General features: G+C 47.6%; 19 protein-coding genes. 12 read left to right on the top strand and 7 right to left on the bottom strand.

The features are described 5' to 3' along the window. The first annotated feature begins 262 nt into the window (after positions 1–262). From CWM47_RS19975 to CWM47_RS39810, 6 genes are all read left to right on the top strand, one after another. Positions 263–2,863, top strand: coding sequence for a hypothetical protein (locus CWM47_RS19975; RefSeq protein ID WP_100989967.1), 2,601 nt, complete (start codon positions 263–265; stop codon positions 2,861–2,863). Positions 2,864–3,010: 147 nt separating this feature from the next. Further along, positions 3,011–4,474 carry a flavin-containing monooxygenase gene (locus CWM47_RS19970; RefSeq protein ID WP_100989966.1) on the top strand — a complete coding sequence of 488 codons (1,464 nt, stop codon included), beginning with the start codon at positions 3,011–3,013 and terminating at the stop codon, positions 4,472–4,474. Positions 4,475–4,869: 395 nt separating this feature from the next. Further along, positions 4,870–6,573: a circadian clock protein KaiC gene (gene kaiC / locus CWM47_RS19965; RefSeq protein WP_100989965.1), complete on the top strand. Its 1,704-nt coding sequence runs from the start codon at positions 4,870–4,872 to the stop codon at positions 6,571–6,573. 28 nt (positions 6,574–6,601) lie between these two features. Further along, complete coding sequence (locus CWM47_RS19960; RefSeq protein ID WP_100989964.1) at positions 6,602–6,895, top strand: circadian clock KaiB family protein; 294 nt, start codon at positions 6,602–6,604, stop codon at positions 6,893–6,895. Continuing rightward, positions 6,896–7,219 carry a circadian clock KaiB family protein gene (locus tag CWM47_RS19955; protein WP_100989963.1) on the top strand — a complete coding sequence of 108 codons (324 nt, stop codon included), beginning with the start codon at positions 6,896–6,898 and terminating at the stop codon, positions 7,217–7,219. Beyond that, positions 7,219–8,523 (top strand): sensor histidine kinase, encoded by a 1,305-nt coding sequence (locus tag CWM47_RS39810; protein ID WP_100989962.1) that lies wholly within the window; start codon positions 7,219–7,221, stop codon positions 8,521–8,523. Before CWM47_RS19955 ends, CWM47_RS39810 begins: the two co-directional genes overlap by 1 nt. A 14-nt stretch (positions 8,524–8,537) precedes the next feature. Here CWM47_RS39810 and CWM47_RS19945 read toward each other — a convergent pair whose 3' ends face one another. The 4 genes from CWM47_RS19945 to CWM47_RS19930 form a co-directional block, all read right to left on the bottom strand. Then, a complete protein-coding gene (locus tag CWM47_RS19945; RefSeq protein WP_100993968.1) occupies positions 8,538–10,115 on the bottom strand; it encodes a M81 family metallopeptidase in 1,578 nt (525 codons plus the stop codon). A gap of 130 nt (positions 10,116–10,245) precedes the next feature. Then, positions 10,246–11,253 (bottom strand): glycoside hydrolase family 43 protein, encoded by a 1,008-nt coding sequence (locus CWM47_RS19940; RefSeq protein ID WP_240625354.1) that lies wholly within the window; start codon positions 11,251–11,253, stop codon positions 10,246–10,248. Between the two features lie 63 nt (positions 11,254–11,316). Further along, the gene (gene dprA / locus CWM47_RS19935; RefSeq protein WP_100989961.1) at positions 11,317–12,429 is read right to left on the bottom strand and encodes a DNA-processing protein DprA; all 1,113 of its coding nucleotides are present in this window, start codon (positions 12,427–12,429) and stop codon (positions 11,317–11,319) included. A gap of 139 nt (positions 12,430–12,568) precedes the next feature. Beyond that, positions 12,569–12,955 (bottom strand): MerR family transcriptional regulator, encoded by a 387-nt coding sequence (locus CWM47_RS19930; protein ID WP_100989960.1) that lies wholly within the window; start codon positions 12,953–12,955, stop codon positions 12,569–12,571. Positions 12,956–13,124: 169 nt separating this feature from the next. Between CWM47_RS19930 and alaS the strand changes: the two genes are divergently transcribed. The 3 genes from alaS to CWM47_RS19915 all read left to right on the top strand — a co-directional run bounded on the left by alaS (position 13,125) and on the right by CWM47_RS19915 (position 17,586). Next, positions 13,125–15,797: an alanine--tRNA ligase gene (alaS, locus tag CWM47_RS19925; RefSeq protein ID WP_100989959.1), complete on the top strand. Its 2,673-nt coding sequence runs from the start codon at positions 13,125–13,127 to the stop codon at positions 15,795–15,797. 120 nt (positions 15,798–15,917) lie between these two features. Next, positions 15,918–16,760 (top strand): glutamate racemase, encoded by an 843-nt coding sequence (gene murI / locus CWM47_RS19920; protein ID WP_100989958.1) that lies wholly within the window; start codon positions 15,918–15,920, stop codon positions 16,758–16,760. Positions 16,761–16,917: 157 nt separating this feature from the next. After that, positions 16,918–17,586 (top strand): START domain-containing protein, encoded by a 669-nt coding sequence (locus tag CWM47_RS19915; protein WP_100989957.1) that lies wholly within the window; start codon positions 16,918–16,920, stop codon positions 17,584–17,586. A gap of 25 nt (positions 17,587–17,611) precedes the next feature. Here CWM47_RS19915 and CWM47_RS19910 read toward each other — a convergent pair whose 3' ends face one another. After that, positions 17,612–18,154, bottom strand: coding sequence for a GNAT family N-acetyltransferase (locus CWM47_RS19910; protein ID WP_240625353.1), 543 nt, complete (start codon positions 18,152–18,154; stop codon positions 17,612–17,614). A gap of 24 nt (positions 18,155–18,178) precedes the next feature. On the opposite strand from CWM47_RS19910, the gene CWM47_RS19905 reads away from it, so the two are divergent. Then, positions 18,179–18,763, top strand: coding sequence for a Uma2 family endonuclease (locus tag CWM47_RS19905; protein WP_100989956.1), 585 nt, complete (start codon positions 18,179–18,181; stop codon positions 18,761–18,763). On the opposite strand, the gene CWM47_RS19900 is transcribed toward CWM47_RS19905, so the two are convergent. Both CWM47_RS19900 and CWM47_RS19895 read right to left on the bottom strand, forming a co-directional pair. Next, the gene (locus CWM47_RS19900) at positions 18,764–20,659 is read right to left on the bottom strand and encodes a redoxin domain-containing protein (protein ID WP_100989955.1); all 1,896 of its coding nucleotides are present in this window, start codon (positions 20,657–20,659) and stop codon (positions 18,764–18,766) included. 20 nt (positions 20,660–20,679) lie between these two features. Continuing rightward, entirely contained in the window at positions 20,680–22,143 is a 1,464-nt protein-coding gene (locus CWM47_RS19895; protein ID WP_100989954.1) for a sodium:solute symporter, read from the bottom strand. A gap of 114 nt (positions 22,144–22,257) precedes the next feature. Between CWM47_RS19895 and CWM47_RS19890 the strand changes: the two genes are divergently transcribed. Together CWM47_RS19890 and recR are read left to right on the top strand one after the other, a co-directional pair. Then, a complete protein-coding gene (locus CWM47_RS19890) occupies positions 22,258–22,536 on the top strand; it encodes an ATP-dependent Clp protease adaptor ClpS (RefSeq protein WP_100989953.1) in 279 nt (92 codons plus the stop codon). Between the two features lie 100 nt (positions 22,537–22,636). Next, positions 22,637–23,248, top strand: a complete 612-nt coding sequence (recR, locus tag CWM47_RS19885; protein ID WP_100989952.1) for a recombination mediator RecR — start codon at positions 22,637–22,639, stop codon at positions 23,246–23,248. Positions 23,249–23,299: the final 51 nt, after the last annotated feature.

Below are 23,299 nucleotides of genomic sequence, written 5' to 3'. Positions count from 1 at the left end.
TTTTCTGATTTTTGTTACACATAAAATTTGTTATTCATTGCCATCAGTAACAAAAGTATCTTTCTGTGGTAACGATAGTTATAGTATTTAGAGAGTCAATTGTTTCGGGTTTTATAGATAATTCAACTTAGCCCAACACTTACAGTTGGTCCTGTCAATAATTGTGCCACCTCCCAAAGTGAATTCTCCACGAACAATCAGGCAGACTGTCTATCCGTTTTAGTACAAAGCCGTATCTTTGGGCTATGTACCAGTTGATTTTATGAACCAACCAACCCTTCTTCAACCGCACCGGCAAACCGGTTTGCGCACACACCTGATTGCCGTTCTGGCTTTGTTGGTGCTGGCCATTATCTATTTCTCTCCGGTAATGTCGGGCAAAACGCTTTCCATGCATGATGTGCAGGAGTCAGCGGCTTCCGCTCGGGAAATTCGTGAAATTGCCAAAGAAACAGGCGAAAAGCCCCAATGGACTGATGCTGTTTTTAGTGGTATGCCGGGCTACATGATCGACTATAATTACCCTTATATTTTTGTTTATAAGGCCACAATGGCTGTTATAAGTGTACTGCCAAACACTGCCAGTATTGTATTCATGGTGATGTTGAGTATGTATATATTATTGATTGTGCTGGGGTGTAACTCATGGCTCTCGGTTTTGGGCGCAGCCGCTTATGGATTGGGAACATTTGGGATCGTTAGTCTCGAAGCGGGTCACGTGTCCAAACTTTTTGCTATGGCCTACGGTGCCGGCATGCTGGCCGGTGTCATATTGGCCTTAAGAGGCCGCTATTGGCTGGGAGCCGCCCTGATGGGCTTTTTTATGTGTATGGAATTGGGAGCTAACCATATTCAGATTACCTATTACCTCTTTATGTCTATTGGCTTGTATGTGCTGATTGAAGGTATTTCGCTCGTAAGGGCTGGAAAAACGAAGCAACTAGCTCTCGGTCTGGCCACATTGGCCGTTGTTGGTGGATTGGCTGCCGGGAGTTTCGGCAAACGCTTGTTGATGCTAAATCAATACACTAAAGAAACAATCCGTGGCAAATCCGAACTGACTGCCAAAACAACCAACCCTGACGGAAAATCGCCAAGTAGTGAGTCGAAGGGGGGGTTAGACAAAGACTATGCATTCACCTATAGCTATGGAAAAGCCGAAACGCTCACTCTGCTTATTCCCAATGCATTTGGGGGCGCTTCGGGTGGTGGCCTGACAACCGATTCGGAGTTTTACAAAGCCATGACAGCACGAGGTGTTGACCCCTCTGCCGCCAAACAAATGGCCGAACTGGGCGCACCAACATACTGGGGCGATCAGCCTATGGTGGGTGGCCCCGCTTATGCAGGAGCGGCCCTGTTATTTTTATTCGTGCTGAGTATGTTTGTTCTGCGGGGGGCTGTTCGCTGGTGGTTGCTGAGTGCAACTGTCCTGATGATTATGCTGGCCTGGGGAAAAAATCTGCTGTTTTTTAACGAGTTTTTGTTCGACAATTTGCCTTACTTGAACAAGTTCAGGGCAATGACAATGGCGTTTTGCCTCGCCCAGTTATTCATAGCCGCTGGTGCTGCTCTGGGTATTCAAACGATTGTCAACCAAAAATTGACGTTTAATCAACTAAAGCAACCTTTCTTGATAAGTCTGGGACTTACTGCCGGTTTAGCCGCCGTGTTAGCGTTGCTGAGCAGTACGTTTTTCAACTTTCAGGCACCAAATGATCTGGCCATTTTAGGTCGTTATTTTGGCGAAGGGGCAAAAGACTTTCAAACGGCTCTTATCAATGACCGACAAAGTTTATTCCGGGCCGATGCGTTCCGGTCGGTTATTCTCGTTTTGCTGGCAGCCGGATCTGTTTGGCTGTTTCTAACGGACAAAATAAAGGCAGGCGTTTTTTATCCACTGATTTTGGCCGTTGTTGTGTTCGATCTGTTTTCGGTGGATAAGCGGTTTCTGAATAACGCCGATTTTATATCGAAAACTCAGGCCAGTACCTTGTTCGAACCAACACCTGCCGATCAGCAGATACTACAGGATAAATCACTGGGCTACCGCGTGTTCGACCAGACGGGGTCGTTTATGGAAACCAACCGGACTTCGTATTTCCATCGCTCCATTGGGGGCTACAATACAACACGCCTTCGTCGCTACAATGAATTGATAAACTTCGCTTTTCAGCCGAATACCCTTAATATTCTGAATATGCTGAATGCCAAGTATGTTATTCAGAATGGACCGGCTAACCCTAATGATCCGCAGCAGGCTCCGGCCGGACCAATGGCGTTGCCCAATCCAGAAGTAATGGGAGCGGCCTGGTTTGTTGGAACGATACAGCAGGTAGCTAATGCCGATGAGGAAATGGCCGCTATGAAAACGCTGAACCCTCGCGATTCGGTAGTAGTCGACAAGCGGTTCGCAACACAGTTAGGAAACCTGCCCGCCAAATTGGACCATACTGGCAGCACGATTCAATTGACGAGCTATCGGCCGGATAAACTGCTCTATGAATCGAACGCTGCCCGCGATGGACTAGCTGTTTTTTCCGAAATCTATTATAGGGGTGAAACCGACTGGCAGGCGTTTATAGATGGAAAACCAGCTCCGCATCTACGGGCCAATTATGTGCTTAGAGCCTTGCGAATTCCTGCCGGAAAACACACGATTGAATTCCGATTTGACCCACCCCTTGCCCACACCGGCGATACCATCGATCTCGTATCCAATGTATTGCTGCTGTTACTAATTGCCTTTGTAATATTCCATGAAGGTCGAAAAATAAGATCGAAACAGGTGAGTGAACTGGAGCCGGAAATGCCGTTAATACCCAAATCAGATAGTAGGCCGACGAAATCGAAAACCCGATAAGTTTGTGTAAAGGATAAAGATTGGAATACGGAAATTCAGATTGGTGTAACATCCCGAAAGTTTATACCTTTCGGGATGTTGTTTTTAGGGGTACTGTCAAAAGTTTGGTTAGAATTGTAAACAACCACTTTCTTACTCTAAGATACGATGGAACCGGACTTTCAGGTTGGTATTATTGGCGCCGGATTTGCCGGATTGGTTGCGGCTTTGCGACTGAAAAAAAATCAGAAAGAATCGTTTGTGATTTTTGAGAGAGCCGCCGACGTGGGAGGGACCTGGCGGGACAATCTGTATCCAGGGTGTGCCTGTGATGTGGCCTCGCACCTGTATTCGTTTGCCGATGAACCTAACCCCAACTGGAAAAATTTATATGCGACCCAACCTGATATTCTGGCCTATATACAGACAGTAGTTGACCGGAATAAATTGAGAAATCATATTCGGTTCAATACCGACATTGTGGAGGCACGGTTCATTGAGGAGAATGGTTGCTGGCAACTCACGGATGCTTATAACACAACTACAACGGTTAAAATTTTACTGGCAGCACTGGGTCCGCTGAATCGTCCCCATATTCCTGCTTTCCAGGGCCTGAATACGTTTTTGGGGAAGGTATTTCATTCGGCGCAGTGGGATACTGGTTGCAGCTTGACTGGTAAAAATGTGGCTGTGATTGGTACCGGGGCCAGCGCTGTTCAACTAGTACCCAGCATTGCGGCACAGGTAAAATCCTTACTGGTTTTTCAGCGTACCCCAGCCTGGATCAGCTACCGGCTGGATAGCTCTATTTCTGAAGCCGCCCAACAGCGATTCAAACGCTTTCCTCTTTTTATGAAACTGCAACGGGAGTCGATCTTCTGGTTAAATGAATTGATTGGGCTGGGGTTTATCGGGTCTACCTGGATCAATGCCCTCATGAAGCGAATTTCCATGAAGAAGTTAGCTGATGAAGTAAATGACGCCAACATTAGAAAAAAACTAACCCCTGACTATACAATTGGATGTAAACGTATTTTGAAGTCTGACGATTTTTATCCGACTTTTAATCGACCTAATGTTCAGCTAGTTACGGAAAATATTGATGTGTTTACCGAAACCGGAATCAAAACGAAAACTGGTCAGGAATACCCTGTTGATATCGTTATTTTAGGAACGGGTTTTCATGTAGCCGATCTGAATTTTTCTATTCAAATTATTGGTAAAACGAATGAGAACTTGTTCGACGTTTGGAGAAAGACGGGCGGTGAATCCTATAAAGGCATTACAACGGCCAATTTTCCAAATCTGGCCTTTCTTCTGGGACCAAACACCGGGTTAGGCCATAATTCAGTATTACACATCATGGAATCGCAGATGAATTATATCATGCGTTATATCCGTCAAATAAACTGTTTAGGAGAGCGGGGGTATCTGGATGTGAAAGAGCCTGTTCAAACAGCGTATAATCGACGCCTTCAACAGCAATTTGAAGGAACCGTGTGGAGAACGGGCTGCCGAAGCTGGTACGTCAATGAAGCTGGTAAAAACACGACATTATACCCTCGGTTGAATACCCATTTTCGTAGGCTCACCAGCCGGTTCACCTTATCGGATTATCAGGTAGTCAATTGACCGGATCAAATTCAACATGCGCCTTGCGTAGCGGGTTATTTGCCCACCCTCAAGACGTTATTAACCCAATCAAAGCTTTTTTACATCGGCGCAACTTGGTCAATAACTTCTTTTGTAGCTAATTTCGTTTTAGTTAATTCAATTAGCCTACAAACGAATGTGAGTTGTGTCGAAATAAGGAAGTATACTGTTAAACAGTCCGTAAACGTTTCTAACCTATATTCCACAAACCTTTTTGTGCTTTTTTAGTATATATAAACATCCATATACCTTAATTGACCCGGAAGGCGCAGACAATAATCTAGTAAAAAAAGCCTGTATTCTACTGCTTCTATGTGTTGGGTATATGTCTCTCTTTCTTCTACTGAACCTGATTGGTCTCCTTTTCTACGTGCATGAGTTTACCTGATCAACCGAAACGACCATTGACATCTCTTCCCAAATCCCGGACCGGTATTCGGGGACTGGACGAAATAACATCCGGGGGGCTTCCCGCCGGACGACCTACGCTAATTTGCGGAAGTGCAGGCAGCGGAAAAACGCTGTTCTCTATCGAGTTCATTGTTCGGGGAGCAATGGAGTTCAATGAACCAGGCGTGTTCATGGCGTTTGAAGAAAAAAGTGAGGAACTGGCGTTAAACGTGACGTCGCTGGGCTTCGATCTCGATCAGTTACAGAGAGAGAAACTGATCAAACTCGACCATGTCCGTATTGAACGGAGTGAAATCGAAGAAACCGGCGAATATGATCTGGATGGTTTATTTATTCGACTAGGTTACGCGATCGACAGTATCGGGGCTAAACGGGTTGTGCTGGATACAATTGAGAATCTGTTTGCCGGCCTAACCAATCAGAGCATTCTGCGGGCTGAGTTAAGACGACTTTTTGAGTGGCTTAAAGAAAAAAAGGTAACAACAATTATTACTGGCGAAAAAGGGGAGGGCTCTTTAACCCGACAGGGACTGGAGGAGTATGTATCGGATTGCGTAATTCTGCTCGATCACCGGGTCAAAAATCAAATTTCAACCCGCTTACTACGTATTATCAAGTACCGTGGATCGATTCACGGTACCAATGAATACCCATTCCTGATCGACGAAACGGGCATTTCAGTTCTGCCAGTAACCTCCCTGACACTGAATCATCCCGTATCGTCTGAGCGTATATCATCCGGAATTCAGGCGCTGGATAAAATGCTCGATGGGCAGGGATTTTTCAAAGGAAGCAGCATTCTGGTATCGGGTACGGCAGGTACCGGTAAAACCAGTATTGCCGCTACTTTTGCCGACCAGACCTGCCAGCGAAAGGAACGGTGCATCTATTTTGCGTTTGAGGAGTCTCCGCAGCAAATTACTCGCAACATGCACTCGATCGGGCTTGATCTCCAGCAACATATTGATGATGGTTTGCTGGCCTTTCAGGCGGCCCGTCCAACACTAAATGGGCTGGAGATGCATCTGGTGGCGATTCACAAACAAATTCAGGAATTTAAGCCTACTGTTGTGATAATCGATCCAATAACTAATCTGATTACCGTTGGGTCGGTAAGTGATGTTAAGTCGATGTTGATCCGGTTAATTGATTTTTTGCAGGCTGAACAAATAACCGTTATGTTCACGGCTCTCTCCCTGAACAGTCTAGTTAATGAACAGACCGATGAAGGAGTTTCGTCGTTGGTCGATGCCTGGCTACAGGTTAAAGACATTGAAATGAATGGGGAACGAAACCGGGGATTGTACATCATGAAATCGCGCGGCATGAAACATTCCAATCAGGTTAGGGAGTTTATTATTACCGATCATGGAATTAATCTTGTTGACGTTTATTTGGGGATAGAAGGTGTTCTGACAGGTTCTGCCCGAGTGGCTCAGCAACTGGAAGAAGAAACAGGGCTTGTTCTGCGGAAACACGCTCTGAGCCGTAAAGACCGTGAAATTGAGCGTAAACGCCTGGTTCTGGAAGCAAAAATAGCCAGTCTGCAGGAGGAGTTTGAATCTGTACAGGATGAGTTGAATAAAACCTATGTAGATGATGAACTCCGGAAGGAGGTATTGGCGAAAAACCGGGAGGAGGTAACCCGAAGTCGGCATAATGAATAAGGCAGTTGGTCTGAATGACAAATAGTGAATGGAAACAAACGAAGAAATCTGGGAGCTGCGACTCTACATTGCCGGTAATACGCCCAAATCTCAATTAGCTCTGAGCAATTTGAAAAAGTACTGCGAAGAGCACTTGAAAGGGAAATATGTCATTGAAGTTATTGATTTACGGGTGCAACCGCAGCTGGCTGAGGGTGACCAGATTCTGGCCGTTCCAACGCTGGTTAAAAAGGTGCCTGAGCCTATTCGTAAGATCATAGGCGACTTGTCGAATGAAGAAAAAGTGTTGGTTGGATTAAATATCCGCCCAACTGTTAAGTAAATGAAAGAGCCATCACGATCAGAGGAGTTTCATCCGGATGGCCAGGGCCAGCACTACGTATTGCATTTATTTGTCACGGGGGCGTCGCTGAATTCAATCCGGGCAATTGCCAATCTTAAACACATTTGTGAGCAGTACTTACCTGGTCAATTCGACCTTGAAATTATTGATGTGCATCAGCAAAAAGAACTGGCCGAACGGGAACAACTTATTGCACTGCCCTTGCTGATTAAACGATTTCCTTTACCTGAACGCCGGTTTATAGGTGATTTGTCTAACACCCAAAAGGTACTGAACGGATTAGGAGTCACTAGCCTAGATTAATGAACGGGTCGAAAACATACGAGCAATTAGTAGCGGAAAATGAAGCGCTACGCTGGCAACTCGATGAAGCCACAGAAACTATTCAGGCGATTCGTAGCGGACAAGTTGATGCGCTGGTTGTTCAGGGAGCAGCCGGACATGAGTTGTATACGCTCAAAACAGCCGACCATACCTACCGTGTTTTTATAGAGACGATGAATGAAGGGGCGGTAACGCTCAATCAGGATGGCCTTATTTTATATGGCAACTCCGCTTTTGCCGCTATGATAAAGTTGCCTTTGTCCAGCGTTTTGGGTATAAGTTTTGCCGAGTTTATTGCGCCTACCAGTCGGATAGAGTTCGATTCGTTATTGGCAGATCATTGGACTGGTAAGTGGAAGCTTGATGTAGCACTGATCAGTTCGGGCGGAAATCTGGTTCCCTGCCTGCTTTCGGCAACGGTTCTGGAACTGGATGGCGGAACGTGTCTGAGTGTTATATTGACTGATCTGACCATTCAGAAAGAAACCCAGCAACTATTAAAAGTCAACAATGAACAGCTTACCCAGACGATCACTGCCCTGGAAGTAAGTAACCAGGCACTGAACCGATCCAATACTAACCTTCAGCAATTTGCTTACATAGCTTCCCACGATTTGCAGGAACCCTTACGGAAGGTGCAGCAATTTGGCGACTTGCTGCATCGTCAATATGCTGACCAGTTGGGCGAGGGCGTCGGTTATCTGGAGCGTATGCAGTTGGCGGCCAGTCGAATGTCAACGCTGATTAAAGACTTGCTTAGCTTCTCCCGAATATCTACCCGGCGCGACACAACAACGTCTGTCGATCTGAATCAAGTAGTCAACACGGTTCTTTCCGATTTAGACCTGCGTATCCAGGAAACAAATGCTCTGTTTGAAATAGATGATTTACCGAACATAAAAGGCGACCAGTCTCAATTGGAGCAGCTATTCCAGAATTTGTTCAGCAATGCCCTGAAGTTTCGGCGACTTGATGTTTCTCCAGTCATTCGAGTCGAAAGTGAGCGGATCGAGTCAAGTGAGTTACCTGAACTGATCCGGCCTACTCCATTGGCAAACGTTTATTACAGAATCAGCATAACAGACAATGGAATCGGCTTTGATGAGAAATACATTGACCGAATATTCCATGTTTTTCAGCGGCTTCATGGCAAAAACGAATTTGCAGGAACGGGTATTGGCTTAGCCATCTGCGAGAAAGTTGCCGCTAATCATGGCGGAGGAATTACAGCTACGAGTCAACCGGGCCAGGGCGCAACCTTCACCGTGTATTTTCCTGCTTAAGTCTTTGTACAAGCTTAGTTGGTTGTACCGGAAAGGGGCACAAACTGAGCCGACAGGTCTGGTTTTTTCATGTCGTTATCGAATGGGAACATCGGCCGCTTAATTCGCTTATAGGGCAATCGGGCTAAATCCTGATTCACGCCACCTGGTGTTAAGGCCATAATCCAATCGGCCTGCATGGCATACAGTTCAGGTTCGAGATACCCAATCTTTACCACAACAATATTGGCTTGCCGGGGTTTGAGACCAAGCCGGGTGAAATCAATTTCCTTGTGGTAGGGCTTCCGTTTTTGGGTGACAATAACATGTACGCTTCCCATCTTTACAACCACCTCTACCTCAGCATCTTTGTCTCCGCGAACGATAGATTCTACTGTTCCTTTTAGCTTAACGGGCGGAGCAAAACGGGCATCGACTCGAGCGCCTGCAACACCATCAACATGGCCACCCACACCGGCGGCTATCGCTTTTTTTACCAACTCCGGATCGGGGATGGATGCATAGATCAGCGAAGGGCCGTCTTCCCGCTGAAACTCCGGACGAGCCAATAGCTGCGTGAGCGTCCAGGTCACGTCGCCCGCTCCACCGGCCGTTGGATTGTCGCCGGTATCACTAATAAAGAAAGGGTGTTTTTTGCTGGCCAGCGCATTCGCCAGACACTTCTCCAGCGTACCGGTAGGGGCCACAAAGCCGAACTGATTTCGTACATTCCAGAAATCAAGGGCTAGTTTTTCGGCGGCCTGGGTCACTTTTGCCTTGTCATCGCCGGTAACCATCACAACGGCATGATTGCGGGGCTCATCTGCCCAGGCGTAGCCTATCCAGATGGCTGCGTCGACAATGCCAGGCTGATGATCGGCAAGTGGCTCTACCTCACTGTAAAGACTCTTGCCTGGTTCGATGCGGGTACTCGTTTTTTCGCCCGGCAACAGGATTGGTACCGGTATCCAAACTTTGTAGGCGGGTTTGCCTTTTCCATTCTGAATGCGCTCCAGCAAATGGGCCACCGCACGTTCTTTGGTTTGCATGGCATCTTCATGAGGGGCCATTCGGTAGCAGGTAATCAAATCTGAATTCTGGGCCAATCGCCAGGATACATTACCATGCAAATCCATTGATGTGGAAACGAGTGTTTTGTAGCCAATAACTTTTCGGATTCGGGTAATGAAATCGCCTTCGGGATCGTCGAGACCCACGACACTCATGGCGCCGTGAATGTCGAAATAAAGGCCATCATAAGGGCCGTATTTTTTGAGCGAGTCCAGGGTTTTTTTTACCAGTGATTCATAAGCTTCTCGGGTTACAGCGCCACCGGGAAGCGATTTCCCTACGATAGCAGGAAGCCAGATTGCTTTTTTGCGCAGGGGAGATACGGGCATCATAAACGGATAGGCATTGAACACCTCGGGGCCATAACGCGCGTGAAAGGCTTCCTCGTGGGTAACGGCCGGAGAAAAAGTACTGGATTCGATGCCTAAGCCAGCAATAGCGATTCGTGGTAAAGTTGGTGATGCCGGATTCGCGGTTGATTGAGCAAAACCATACCCAATACCGAAAAAACAAACTACCAGCCCTGAAATGAGTTGTTTCATGGTTACAAACATTATGTAATAAGTAAATGGATAATGTAGAATGGAGAATGTAAAATGTAAAATATTTACATCGTGGCAATTTTTCATTCTACATTATCCATTTTTCATTAATTTAATCCTGATTCTTAACTTATTTTAGTGGCTTCGCGCTAACACCGGTAACTGTAATTTTCACAGGTTTAATAGATCCATCTATATTGAAATACATTTGGTCGATACACGTTTCGCGATGGTTACCATCGGTTTCTGTTAAGGGGCGTCGATGATAAACGATGTACCAGTCGTCCGTACCGGGCACCTGAATAACCGAATGGTGACCAGCACCGGTAGCCACAGCAGGGTCTTGCTGTAATATCTTACCGACTCGTTCAAATGGACCAAAGGGCGAATCGGCAACGGCATAGGCCACCGAGTAATCCGGCCCTGTCCAGCCGCCTTCCGACCACATAAAATAGTACTTACCCTTGCGAACAAATATGGTTGGGCCTTCAACATACCCTTTGGGTGTCATTTCCCGAAAGATTGTGCCGTCGGGAAATGGCAGAAAACCGGTGAAATCATCTTTCAGGCGGGCAATGTTACAGTGGCCCCAGCCGCCGTATAGCAAATAATATTGCCCGTCTTTGTCTTTAAAAACATATTGATCTATGGGTTGTGCGCCATTGCGAATCTGTCCGACCAGGGGTTTTCCTAAATAATCACGGAAGGGTCCGGCGGGGTTATCGGCAACGGCGACGCCAATACCGCCAATTTCTTTCTTCTCATCATGAATATCATTGGCACCGAAGAACAAAAAGTATTTTCCACCCTTCTCGATAATGGCAGGTGCCCACATGGCTTTTTTTGCCCATTTTACGGCTGTCGAGTCAAGGATGCGGCTGTGCTTGGTCCAGGTTACCAGATCGGGTGAAGAGAACGCATCGAAGAAAATCTGTTTTTCGTACGGTGCCGAGTATGTTGGGTAAATCCAGTATTGCTTACCAAAAATGACGCCCTCGGGATCAGCGTACCAACCAGGGAAAACGGGATTTCCACTTTTTTTTGCAGTTGACTGTGTTTGGGCTAAACCAGAAAGAGCCAGTAAACTAAACGAGAGACAAAAAAACGCTTGTCGAAAATTTTGTAGATGGGCAGTCATGGAACGAGAGCAGAATTTAGACTAAGCCATAAAAGTAGGAATTATAAACTAGCCTGAATACCCTCAAACGTACACCACTGCATATTTTTTCCCCGGCAGGGAGCGCACAAATCCCTGAAACTCCAGCGTGAGCAGGAGAGAAGCCAGGCGACCCATCGGTATTTGGCTTTTCCAACTCAACTCGTCAACGTGTAAATCGGCCGATTGGCGAAGCAAAGCCAACACTTGACTTTCTTCCTCTGTGATTCCGACAGGTAAGGCCGGAAGGGTGTTTTTGTGTGGACTGGTATTCGTTGTTTTGTCCCAGTTTAGTGCTTCAATCAGATCTTTAGGGCTGGTGTAAATCTGCGCTTTGTTCTCCCGGATGAGTTTGTTGCAACCTGCCGAAAACGCCTGGTTCAACTGTCCCGGCACCGCAAATACCTCGCGGTGGTAATTATTGGCATATTCTGCCGTAATCAATGCACCTCCTTTGGCGGCCGCTTCGACTACAACAACGACATCGCTCAAGCCCGCAATAATCCGGTTCCGCGCCGGGAAGAGGTGCGCGTCGGGTTTGGTGCCGGGTCGGCTTTCGGTGAGTAGGCCTCCTTGCATAAGCATCTCACCAGCTGTTTTCTGGTGGACATTCGGATAAATAATATCCAGACCACTGGCCATGACGCCGATAGTGGGTAAGCCATTCGACAGACTGGCGCGGTGGGCGGCAATGTCGATGCCATAGGCTAATCCACTAATAACGCTCACATTATAAGGAACCACCGCTTCGATAATTTCATTGGTAATGCGCCGACCATAATCAGTAGCCTGTCGGGTGCCAACCAGCCCGATGGTGCGCGTAGCATTGAGATCGCCGGTTCCCTGAAAATAGAGTAGGGCGGGGGCATCGTACAGTGTTTTAAGGCGGGTTGGATAGGCTTTGTCCGTATAAAAAAGGGCTGTAGCGCCCAACTTTTCAAGCCGTCGTACCACCTGTTCCGCTTCGGCTAAGATTCCGGGTTTTAAGATAGCGCGAGCCGTCACTTCGCCAATGCCCGGCACTTTCATCAGCCGGGCCAAAGGTGCCTGAAACACATCGGCAGCGGAACCGCAATAGCTGATTAATTGACGGATAAGAACACTGCCAACGCCGGGAACAAGCGTCAGGGCAATTTGATGGTGGATATTAATGGGCACGAAACAGGAAAGCTGGTTTGTATACAGTACACAAAATAGTGTGTCTTCTGCAAGCTTACCTATTTCTTACGGGAAAAGCCAACGATAATCAAATAACAGCAGGCTGAAACCGGATAATTGGGTTTCAGTAAATCTCTGTTTACAAAACCTCCTCAGGCTCGTCATCGTCCTGTTTTGGCTGCACTTCCTGTGGTTTTTGTTTGTCGAGACTGGCTCTAAGCTTCTCCAGTCCGGCCTTTATTCGCTTGAGCTTATTGATATAAACGACATGTTCCCGGCGGTTGGCATCGCGGGTTTTGATGTATTCTCTGGCCCCCGGCAGCGTATAGCCTTTATCGTTGATTAACACCAGAATTTCTTTCAGATGATTGATGTCATCCTGCGTATAAACCCGGTCGCCGGAGCGGTTCTTTTTGGGCTGTAGGGTAGGGAATTCCTTTTCATAATACCGCAGTTTGGAGGCATTGATGTCAAACATCTCCGCTACTTCCTTTATCCCGTAATACAACTTGCCCCCGTTTTCCATACTGCAAACTTGGAAAGCTGTCTGAATAAACGCAAGTTTTGCCGTAAATTTGCAGACTCAGTTGAGTAAGGTAGATAGTTAGTCAGTCGGTAAGTAATAGTCGGCGATATAACGTATCGACTTATCAACCGCACGGGCGCCCCCGTTATTGACTTACTGACTAAAAAAAATGACTTCCCACGAAATACGTCGGCATTTTCTCGACTTCTTCCAATCCAAACAACACCTGATTGTACAATCGGCCCCGCTCGTTGCCAAAAACGACCCGACGCTGATGTTCAACAACTCGGGTATGGCGCAGTTCAAAGATTTTTTCCTTGGAAACGGTACTCCGCCATCCAAACGGGTGGCCGACACACAAAAGTGTTTGCGGGTTTCGGGGAAACATAATGACCTGGAAGATGTAGGGTTCGACACCTATCACCACACCATGTTCGAAATGCTTGGCAACTGGTCGTTTGGCGATTACTTCAAAAAAGAAGCCATTACCTGGGCGTGGGAGTTACTGACGGACGTATACAAATTGCCCAAAGATCGGCTCTATGTATCGGTATTTGAAGGGGATAAAAAAGACAACGTCCCCTTTGATCAGGAAGCGTTCGACCTCTGGAAACCCATTGTGGGCGAAGACCGGATCATCTACGGCAACAAAAAAGACAATTTCTGGGAAATGGGCGATACGGGTCCGTGTGGCCCCTGCTCCGAGATCCACGTCGATTTGCGGTCGCCGGAAGAAGTAGCCCAAACACCCGGTAAAAGCCTGGTCAATGCCGACCATCCACAGGTAGTCGAAATATGGAACCTTGTGTTCATGCAGTTCAACCGCAAAGCCGATGGTTCGCTGGAGCCGCTGCCTGCCCGCCATGTCGATACGGGTATGGGTTTCGAGCGATTATGCATGGCCATTCAGGGTAAAAAATCGAACTACGACACCGACGTATTTACGGGCACGATCCGTGTTATTGAAGAGCTATCGGGCAAAGCATACGGCGGCACGATGGACAAAGCCGACGTAGCAATGCGCGTGATCGCCGACCATATTCGGGCGGTATCGTTTGCCATTTCTGACGGACTGGTTCCTTCGAACGCCAAAGCGGGTTATGTTATCCGGCGAATTTTGCGCCGGGCCATTCGCTACGGGTATTCATACCTGAACCTGACCGAGCCGTTCATGACCAAGCTCGTGCCAACACTTGCTCAACAATTTGCCGATGTATTTCCCGAATTGAACGCCCAGCGTGATTTTGTGGCTACCGTTATTCGGGAAGAGGAAATCTCGTTTTTGCGGACGTTGGGAACGGGTTTGGGGCGTCTAGATCAGATAATTAGTGATCTTGACGGAAAAGGCACGAAAGAAATTCCCGGCGAAACCGTCTTCGAACTAAACGATACCTTTGGCTTCCCCGCCGATTTAACGGCCCTTATCGCCCGCGAAAAGGGATTGACAATTGACGAAGCTGGTTTCCAGAAAGCCCTTCAGGAACAGAAAGCCCGGTCCAGAAAAGATGCCACCTCAACGGCAGGCGACTGGATTGATGTCAATGAAACAGACCGTGTTGAATTTGTGGGCTATGATCAGCCCGAAGCCTACACCCACATTGTGAAGTATCGCAAGATTCAGAACAAACAGGGCACGCAAATACAGGTAGTACTCGACAAAACCCCTTTCTACGCGGAATCGGGTGGACAGGTTGGCGATACGGGTGTGCTTCAATTATTCGTTGGCTCGGATAAGATTGCAACGCTGACGGTACTGGATACTAAAAAAGAAAATGACCTGACTATTCATATCGTTCAGGATGTTACGGGAATTGATGAATTGCTGACCGAAGCTGATTCAGTCTACGCCGTTATCAATACTGCCCGTCGAGGTCTCACGAGCAGTAATCACTCGGCAACGCACCTTCTTCACGCGGCTCTGCGCGATGTGTTGGGCAAGCACGTTGGCCAAAAAGGGTCGTATGTTGGGCCTGATGCCCTGCGATTCGACTTCTCTCACTTCAGCAAAGTAACCGACGAGCAACTGGCCGAAGTAGAACGGATCGTGAACAAAAAAATTCGGGAAGACATCAAACTCGATGAGAAGCGGAACGTACCTATCGGGCAGGCTAAAGAATTAGGCGCAACGGCGTTGTTCGGTGAGAAATACGGTGACTTCGTTCGGGTTATCACCTTCGGCCCCAACTATTCTGTTGAGCTTTGCGGAGGTACGCATGTGCCGGCAACAGGACATATTGGTTTGTTCAAGTTTACGGGCGAAGGGTCGGTATCAACGGGTATCCGGCGGGTGGAGGCTAAAACCTCCTCCGGTGCCGAAGCCTTGATAAACGAACAAATGGCGGTTGTGAGCGAACTTAAAGAATTACTTAAAGCGCCGAAAGATGTTGTTAAAGCCGTTCAGGGGTTGATGGATGAACGCGCTGCCTTGCAGAAGCAGGTCGAAGTATTGCAGAATGAGAAGATTCAGCAAGTAAAGAATGAACTGTTGACGAAAATACAGGCCGTAAACGGAAACGTTGGATCGGGTCATATGGTGCTTGTTGAACGGGTAGACGTTCCCAACGCCGATGCCCTCAAGCAACTGGCCTATGACCTGAAAGCGAAAGTCGATAACCTCGCCCTTGTGCTGGGTGCCGATATAAACGGTAAGCCACAACTGGCTGTCATGCTTCCCGATTCACTCATTCAGGACAGGAAACTGAATGCCGGTCAGGTTGTAAAAGAGCTGGCTAAAAACATAAAAGGCGGTGGCGGTGGGCAACCCTTCTTCGCCACAGCGGGCGGCACCGATTTATCGGGATTGGATGCGGCTCTGGCGCAGGGGAAAGAACTGCTGGGATAATATTATTACACAGAGATTCGCAGAGAAAACGGATATACACGGAGGAGTTAACAAAAAACCTCCGTGTATATCCGTTTTCTCTGCGAATCTCTGTGTAACAGCTTTTATTGATTTTATAAAATGCCTATACCCTCTCAACCAATTGGCATATTTGATTCAGGTTATGGCGGCCTGACTGTTCTGCGCGAAATCGTCCAGAAGTTACCCCAATACGATTATATCTACCTCGGCGACAATGCCCGAACGCCTTATGGTACCCGTTCCTTTGAAACAGTTTACCACTACACGCTCGAATGTGTTCAGCATTTATTTGATCGGGGGTGCCGCCTGGTTGTGCTGGCCTGTAATACAGCTTCGGCCAAAGCCTTACGAAACATTCAGCAACTTGATTTGCCCATTCAACATCCCGGACTGGATGGTCCTGATAGACGCGTATTAGGCGTTATTCGGCCTACAACAGAAGTTATTGGCAATTACTCTCAAAGCGGCAACGTTGGTGTTTTGGCCACACGGGGAACGGTTACGTCGGAATCGTACCTGGTCGAGATCGAGAAGTTCTTTCCTGAACTGAACGTTTTTCAGGAAGCCTGCCCTATGTGGGTACCGCTCGTGGAAAACGGTGAATATGACAGTCCCGGAGCCGACTATTTCGTCAAGCAACACATTGATCGACTGTTGAAACAATCGCCTGACATTGACACGATCCTGCTAGCCTGCACCCACTACCCGTTGTTGCTCAATAAGATACGACAGTATGCTCCACAAGGCGCGACCATTCTCAGCCAGGGTGGAATTGTAGCCGATAGCCTGGCCGATTACCTGATTCGTCATCCTGAACTGGAAGCGCAGTGCAGTAAACACAGGCAGCGTACGTTTCTGACTACTGACTCCACCGAAGATTTTGACCGTCAGGCAACTGTATTTTACGGAGAATCGGTTCACTCCGAGCATCTTGCGTTATAACCAGAAGCCTTGTTACGCGTCTGATTTCTGCTAAAGTGTAGATGGGTATTGATTAAAAAATCACGTAATTGATAAGCGACTTAACAAAAACCGTAGCCCTAACGTTAGATATGCAGGTAAAAAGAAGAAGGCGTTGAAGAAAAGGCGTAAAAACGGTATGAGGTTATTTCAGTCAGGTTGCTTTTGGGTATTGTTGATCATTAGTTTTGGACTGGGCGTTGGATCTGTTCAGGCACAAGCACAGGAAGCCTGGAAATTAGCGAAAGACAAGGATCAAATTCAAGTTTATACGCGCAACATACCCGGTAGCCGATCGAGTGAATTGAGAGTTGAGTGCGCTATGGAGGGCACGCAGAGCCAGTTGGTAGCCCTACTGTCTGATATTGCAAATTATAAAAACGTCATCTATAAAACGAAATCCGCCAGGCTGATACGACGCGTCAGTGAAACGGAATTGTTGTATCATGTCGTTACGGCTGTACCATGGCCCGTTAGTGACCGTGATATGGGTGTGAAACTGACATTCACGCAAGACCCTGCAACAAAAATTCTTCATGTTAAAGGAGTGGGTATGCCTGACTTAGTGGCAACCCAGCCGAATACGGTACGTATCGCCGATTGGTTAGCTATATGGCAGGTTCGACCCGTAACAAAGCAACGAATGCAGGTTACCTATACCTGTCGATTAGATCCCGGTGGAGATATTCCTTCCTGGCTTGATAATGTAGCCGCAGCAACAAGTGCGTATCAGTCATTTTTGCTTATCCGTAATAGCTTGTCATTGCCCCGTTATCAGAATAAATCTTTCGCGTTTTTAAGCCAATAGCTATCTACAACCTTTTTACGGGTAATTATAACGTTTTCTCATAAGCCAGAAAGTTTAGTCCCGGCCGAAAACTTAGCGTGATTTCGCCAGCATACCTGTATCCCATTTTTGGGAAAAGTTTCTGGGTAATCTGGTTCTCCGAGTTGGTGTCGATCCGAAGAAAAGCGATGCCTTGTTCGAGGGCAATCTGCTCGGCTTGGGCCAAGAGTGCAGCCGCTACACCCTGTCCGCGAAAAGCCGGGTCAACCGCCAGCCGGTGAGTCACAATAGCCCGCTGACTAAGGTCGAAGCCAACCTGTGCGTATTCGGGTTCCTGATCTTCCGTAATTGCCGCTACCCCGGCCAATAGCCCGTCTATATACACTACCCAAAGCTGATTCTGGGCGATGTCATTGGCAAATACGTCATGGTTCGGGTAGTGCTCATCCCATTGAAAATTACCGGCTTGCCGCATGAGTGGAACAACGTGGTGAATCAGGTGCATCAGTGCTGGAAGGTCGGTAGCGGTGGCTTGGCGGACGGTCATCAGGGGAAATTGTAAAGTTGACGCAAATACGGTATTTTGCATGTAGTTAACCAAACAGAAACGGTTATGGAACTGGAATTTCCGGTCGTGCTTAAGAAATTAGAGGTCATGACAGACGAAGAGTTTTTCGATTTCTGCCGGGCAAACGACCCCCTCGAATTAGAACGTGATAAGAACGGAAATATAATAATAGTGTCACCCACCGGATCAAAAACAGGAAATATTAACCTAACTCTTGCCAGTCGGGTATTTTTGTGGAATGAAGAAAACAGAGCAGGCTATACCTTTGATTCATCCACAGGATTCAGACTTCCCAATGGCGCAACTCGTTCGCCGGATGTGGCCTGGATTCAAAAAGATCGCTGGGAGGCCATTCCTGAAGATCAACAGGAAAAATTCGCGCCCTTTTGCCCTGATTTTGTTATTGAACTTCGCTCTGCCAGTTATGATCTGAACTATCTTCAGAATAAAATGGAGGAGTACCGCTCAGCCGGATGCCGATTGGGTTGGCTAATTGATCGAAAAGCGCAACAGGTTTTCATTTATCGCCCTGATCAGCCTATCGACGTAATTTCTTCATTTGCTCAAATACTCACGGGCGAGGGTGTGCTGCCCGGATTTACGTTTGATCTGGCGTTGCTAACCCGCTAGTTATTTTCCTTCTTTCAGCATCTCGACTATCTGGCTCAACTCGTTCACGGTTGTTTCGGGATTGCCATTATAGCCGATGGTTCGGTAGCGAACACGGCCATCGGGACCAATCACAACTTTAGTCGGAATACCCTGCACTTTATAGGCGTTGGCTACTTTTTGCTGGCTATCGAGTGGCACCACAAAATTGTAGGGGTGCTTATCCATGAACGTATGGACCCGCTGCAAAGGCCCGCCTTCACGCGTGTTCACAAACAAAAACCGTACGTTCGGATCGTTCTGGAAGCGAGTTTGTGCCTGCTGCATGGCCGGGAAAGAAGCTATGCACGGCCCACACCAGGTTGCCCAGAAATCCAGTACAATAACTTTTCCTTTGAAGGCCGAAGATGAGATGGTGCGACCTTGTAGATCGGTGAGCGAGAACGCCGGTGCTGGTTCGTTGATCAGTAATTGCTGGAGTTCTTCGCGTTGCTCGGCCCGTAAATTGGCTTCAAGGTCGGCCAGATAGATATCGGCTGTGGCAATGGAATTGCCCGGTTGTTTGGCATACCAATCGCGAAGGGCGTTTTTTAGAGCTGGGGTAGCTTTCCCAATCTGAACGGCGGCCTCGGTCATCGGGCGGGCTTCGGCAGCATGATTGGTGCGGAGGGCGCAGAGAAAATAACGCTCATTCGTGCGTGGATCGCTATTGTCGATGTCATCAGAGTTCATGAACTCCTGATAAACAGGATATGCCTCAGCGTATTTCCCCTGCTGTTCCAATGTGTGGGCGTAGGTGTTCAGCAACTGCCGCTGTCGAATCTGCTTCTCTGTTTCCCAATTACCAGCGGTCGTTTTAGGTTTAGGTTGTGTTTTTAAAACAGCCATTGCGCGTTTAATCAACAGCTCCGCTTCGGGCAGCGAGCGTCGTTCATCGGCTAGTTGAAACGCCATCGTGTTCAGCATCAGGGGGTCTGTGTGCGATGTGGGTTGTTGTTCAACAAAGGTTATCAATCCTTTAATGTCGTTGTTCTTGAAATAGCCATCAGTCATCAATACCGTTAGAGCAGGTAGGTATGACGACGTTGGAAACTCGGCCAAAAGGGCCTGATAGGCTGCCTTCTTACGTGTCCAGTCCGATTGATTCCGAATGGCCATCGAGCGATCTTTCTGTACCAATGAACTGGTTGGGTCAACGGCTTTCTGACGTTCGCGGAGGGCGTTGGCCTTTGGGAAGTCGCCCATGCTTTCGTACAATTGAGCGGCAGTGGCCAATTCTGCAACAGTTGGCGTAGGGCGGGAGGCCAGATAGGATTCGATACCTGCCTTTACGATTGGGCCATAACCCGGTTTTCTTTGTTTGATCTGAGCGGCAAGTAAGTCCGACCAGTATTGGGGACGCAGATCGGGGTTTTGCGCGATTTCGTGCTGATACAGCGTAACGACCCAGTTAGGATCTGGCTGGGCGTTTAGTTCATAGAGAAAATGACTACGGGTAAATACCGAAGCCTGCCCACCGGTGGCATGAGGAACGATACGTCCGTTGGCATCGCAAACCGGAATGACATAAAATTGCCCTTTGTTCAGATCGGTTCGTTTGGGTTGTACACTGTTCCGAAAGAGGATCATGAGCCCCGCCACCTCTTTTTTAGGAATCGTTAACTTGCCTACATACTCATTACCCGTTCGTATCAGCGACACATTGGCTGGCTGACTCAGACGCATTTCATTAGGTGCCCCATAACGTACATAGCGGCCCTCAATCGTGCTGTCGGTGGCTAACGGTGTGGTTTGAGGAGTGTACGTAAACGACACTACCTGACCCAGTTGTGGGCGTTCGGGTGAGAAACAGAATTGCGCCTTTGCGTTAAAAGAGGCAACAATCAGAAGGAGACAGGAGAAAAATTTATAGTTCATAACGTTCGTAAAAAGGGGTTCTAGGCCACTACCACTTCTTCTTTCACAACAGGCTTTGATACCGCCCACAGGCCAACATAAGTAAATAAACCGTTGAGCAGTAAACGTTCAAAGCCAAACTGGTACCCGCCAAACCAGGCCGCAGAATGCTCATTGATGATGTAGGTGAGTATGGGCGAAGCAAGGCAAATAAACGGCACCACCCAATCTATAACCGGCCGTTTGTTGAACATTCCAAAGGCGTAGAGGCCCAGTAACGGGCCGTAGGTATAACCAGCAATATCAAAAACAGCCGTAATGACTTCTTTACTGTTGACTTGACGGAAGATCAGAATGACGACGTAAAACAGCAGGGAAAAGCCAATGTGAACAATATGCTTGATGCGTGACCGCTCGGTTTCAGGTCGGTTTTCAACATTCATAAAGTCAACGCAGAACGAAGTGGTCAGAGCTGTCAGCGCCGAGTCGGCACTGGCGTAGGTGGCGGCCGTGATTCCCAGCAGGAAGGTAATGCCCACCCATAAACCAAGGTGATTTAAAGCGAGCATTGGGTATAGATCGTCGGTACGGGCCGGAATCTCGATGCCTTCGCGTTTGGCAAAAACGTATAAAAGAACGCCGAGCGACAGGAACATGAAGTTGACGAACACGAGTGTAACTGTAAACCAGAACATGTTTTTCTGGGCTTCGCCAATGTTTTTGCAGGTCAGGTTTTTCTGCATCAAATCCTGATCCAGACCCGTCATGACAATGGCAATGAACGCCCCCGAAATAAACTGCTTAAAAAAGTTCTTAGGGTCGTTGGCATCCCAGAAGAATACCTGCGACATGGAATTGTCTTTCACTGTCTTAACCAAATCGCCGAACGAGTAGCCTAGTTCCTGCGAAATCAGTACGATGGTGAGTACCACTGCGGTAATCAAAAACACGGTTTGTAGGGTATCCGTTACGATAATGGTTTTTACGCCCCCCTTGAACGTGTAGATCCAGATTAATGCGATGGTAATCAGTACGGAGACTTCGAAAGGCACACCCAATGGTGTAAACAAGGCAATTTGTAACACACCGGCGGCCACGTAAAGCCGTACTGCAGAACCAACTGTACGGGCGAGGAGGAAAAAACCGGCACCTGTTTTATACGACCAGAATCCGAAGCGTTTTTCGAGATAGCCATAAATAGAGATCAGATTCAGGCGATAGTATAGGGGCATTAACACAGAACCGATCACAAAATAGCCAACGATGTAGCCCAACACGACCTGAAAATAGGAGAAGCCAATTTTGCCGACGGCACCCGGTACCGAAATAAACGTAACACCCGACAGCGAGGTGCCTATCATGCCAAAAGCGACTAACCACCAGGGTGACTGTCGGTTAGCGGTAAAAAAGGCATTAGTATCGGCTCCTCGGGCGGTGTAGAACGAAACGGCAATCAGCATTCCGAAATAAGCGATCAGAATGACTAAAGCGAGGGTGGTATTCATAGACAATCAGGCAACTTTTCAGGCCAAAAATGGGTTCTTTTATAGCACGGCAATAGGTTTTTAAAAGTGCCCATTTTGCCGTAAATTTGCTAAGTAAACACCATTTTATCTCCTATGCAACCTTTTGAAGAAACCGTTGTGGACGTGCTCGACGAAGTCGTTGAAACCGACGTTCATAACCTTATAGTCTTCAACGACGAAGTCAATACGTTCGAGCATGTGATCGAAACGTTGATTGACGTTTGCGGACATACGGCTGAACAGGCCGAGCAGTGTACACTGCTAATCCACTATAAAGGGAAATGTTCCGTCAAGAATGGATCATGGGAAGAACTTGTGCCCATGCGCAATGAAATCTGTCGGCGCGGCATCTCTGCCGAAGTCTTAAATTAAAGAGCGAAAGAGTGAAACAGTGAATGAGCGAATGAGCGAGAGTTGATGCGCCAGCCAGTCTTTCGCTCTTTCGCTCTTTCACTCTTTAATTTAACTGAAATTGGAATACCCATCCAAACTCATAGAAGACGCGGTGAATGAGGTGTCGAAACTGCCGGGAATCGGGAAGAAAACCGCTCTCCGGCTGGTGCTTCACCTGCTCAAACGTGATGAAGAACAAACCGAAACGCTGGCCCAGAGTTTGACGGCTATGCGGACAAGGGTTAAATATTGCCGCAAATGCCACAACCTGTCCGACCACGATTTGTGTACCATTTGCACGAGTAACAAGCGCGATCAGTCTATTATTTGCGTGGTGGAAGATACCCGTGATGTACTGGCTATCGAAAATACCGCTCAGTTCAAGGGTCTTTATCATGTGCTGGGAGGTATTATCTCGCCCGTAGAAGGCATCGGACCAAGCGACCTGCAAATTGATTCGCTCATTGCCCGGCTGCGAAGTCCGGAAATAGAACAAGTGCGCGAAATAATCCTGGCTATCAGCCCTACGATGGAAGGGGACACCACGGCCTTTTATCTCCAGAAAAAACTAAGGCCGTTTAATCTGAAAATTTCAACCATTGCAAGGGGTATACCCATCGGGGGCGATCTTGAATATGCCGATGAGGTAACACTCGGTCGAAGCATTTTGAGCCGAATCGCGTACGATTAATTGTAGCCAACAGTCTCTGGCTGTTAGTGGATAATTATATGATCGCGACAG

It is taken from the genome of Spirosoma pollinicola, assembly GCF_002831565.1.
GTDB classification, from domain to species: Bacteria; Bacteroidota; Bacteroidia; order Cytophagales; family Spirosomataceae; genus Spirosoma; species Spirosoma pollinicola.
This window is presented reverse-complemented; position numbering and strand designations above follow the sequence as displayed.

Excerpts from the sequence above, each read along its gene's own strand:
- alaS (WP_100989959.1), top strand. The coding sequence starts at position 13,125 with ATGACTTCCCACGAAATACGTCGGCATTTTCTCGACTTCTTCCAATCC.
- murI (WP_100989958.1), top strand. The coding sequence starts at position 15,918 with ATGCCTATACCCTCTCAACCAATTGGCATATTTGATTCAGGTTATGGC.
- CWM47_RS19915 (WP_100989957.1), top strand. The coding sequence starts at position 16,918 with ATGAGGTTATTTCAGTCAGGTTGCTTTTGGGTATTGTTGATCATTAGT.
- CWM47_RS19930 (WP_100989960.1), bottom strand. The coding sequence starts at position 12,955 with ATGGAAAACGGGGGCAAGTTGTATTACGGGATAAAGGAAGTAGCGGAG.
- CWM47_RS19905 (WP_100989956.1), top strand. The coding sequence starts at position 18,179 with ATGGAACTGGAATTTCCGGTCGTGCTTAAGAAATTAGAGGTCATGACA.
- CWM47_RS19975 (WP_100989967.1), top strand. The coding sequence starts at position 263 with ATGAACCAACCAACCCTTCTTCAACCGCACCGGCAAACCGGTTTGCGC.
- kaiC (WP_100989965.1), top strand. The coding sequence starts at position 4,870 with ATGAGTTTACCTGATCAACCGAAACGACCATTGACATCTCTTCCCAAA.
- CWM47_RS19955 (WP_100989963.1), top strand. The coding sequence starts at position 6,896 with ATGAAAGAGCCATCACGATCAGAGGAGTTTCATCCGGATGGCCAGGGC.
- CWM47_RS19970 (WP_100989966.1), top strand. The coding sequence starts at position 3,011 with ATGGAACCGGACTTTCAGGTTGGTATTATTGGCGCCGGATTTGCCGGA.
- CWM47_RS19940 (WP_240625354.1), bottom strand. The coding sequence starts at position 11,253 with ATGACTGCCCATCTACAAAATTTTCGACAAGCGTTTTTTTGTCTCTCG.
- CWM47_RS19910 (WP_240625353.1), bottom strand. The coding sequence starts at position 18,154 with ATGCAAAATACCGTATTTGCGTCAACTTTACAATTTCCCCTGATGACC.
- CWM47_RS19900 (WP_100989955.1), bottom strand. The coding sequence starts at position 20,659 with ATGAACTATAAATTTTTCTCCTGTCTCCTTCTGATTGTTGCCTCTTTT.
- CWM47_RS19960 (WP_100989964.1), top strand. The coding sequence starts at position 6,602 with ATGGAAACAAACGAAGAAATCTGGGAGCTGCGACTCTACATTGCCGGT.
- CWM47_RS19895 (WP_100989954.1), bottom strand. The coding sequence starts at position 22,143 with ATGAATACCACCCTCGCTTTAGTCATTCTGATCGCTTATTTCGGAATG.
- CWM47_RS39810 (WP_100989962.1), top strand. The coding sequence starts at position 7,219 with ATGAACGGGTCGAAAACATACGAGCAATTAGTAGCGGAAAATGAAGCG.
- CWM47_RS19890 (WP_100989953.1), top strand. The coding sequence starts at position 22,258 with ATGCAACCTTTTGAAGAAACCGTTGTGGACGTGCTCGACGAAGTCGTT.
- CWM47_RS19945 (WP_100993968.1), bottom strand. The coding sequence starts at position 10,115 with ATGAAACAACTCATTTCAGGGCTGGTAGTTTGTTTTTTCGGTATTGGG.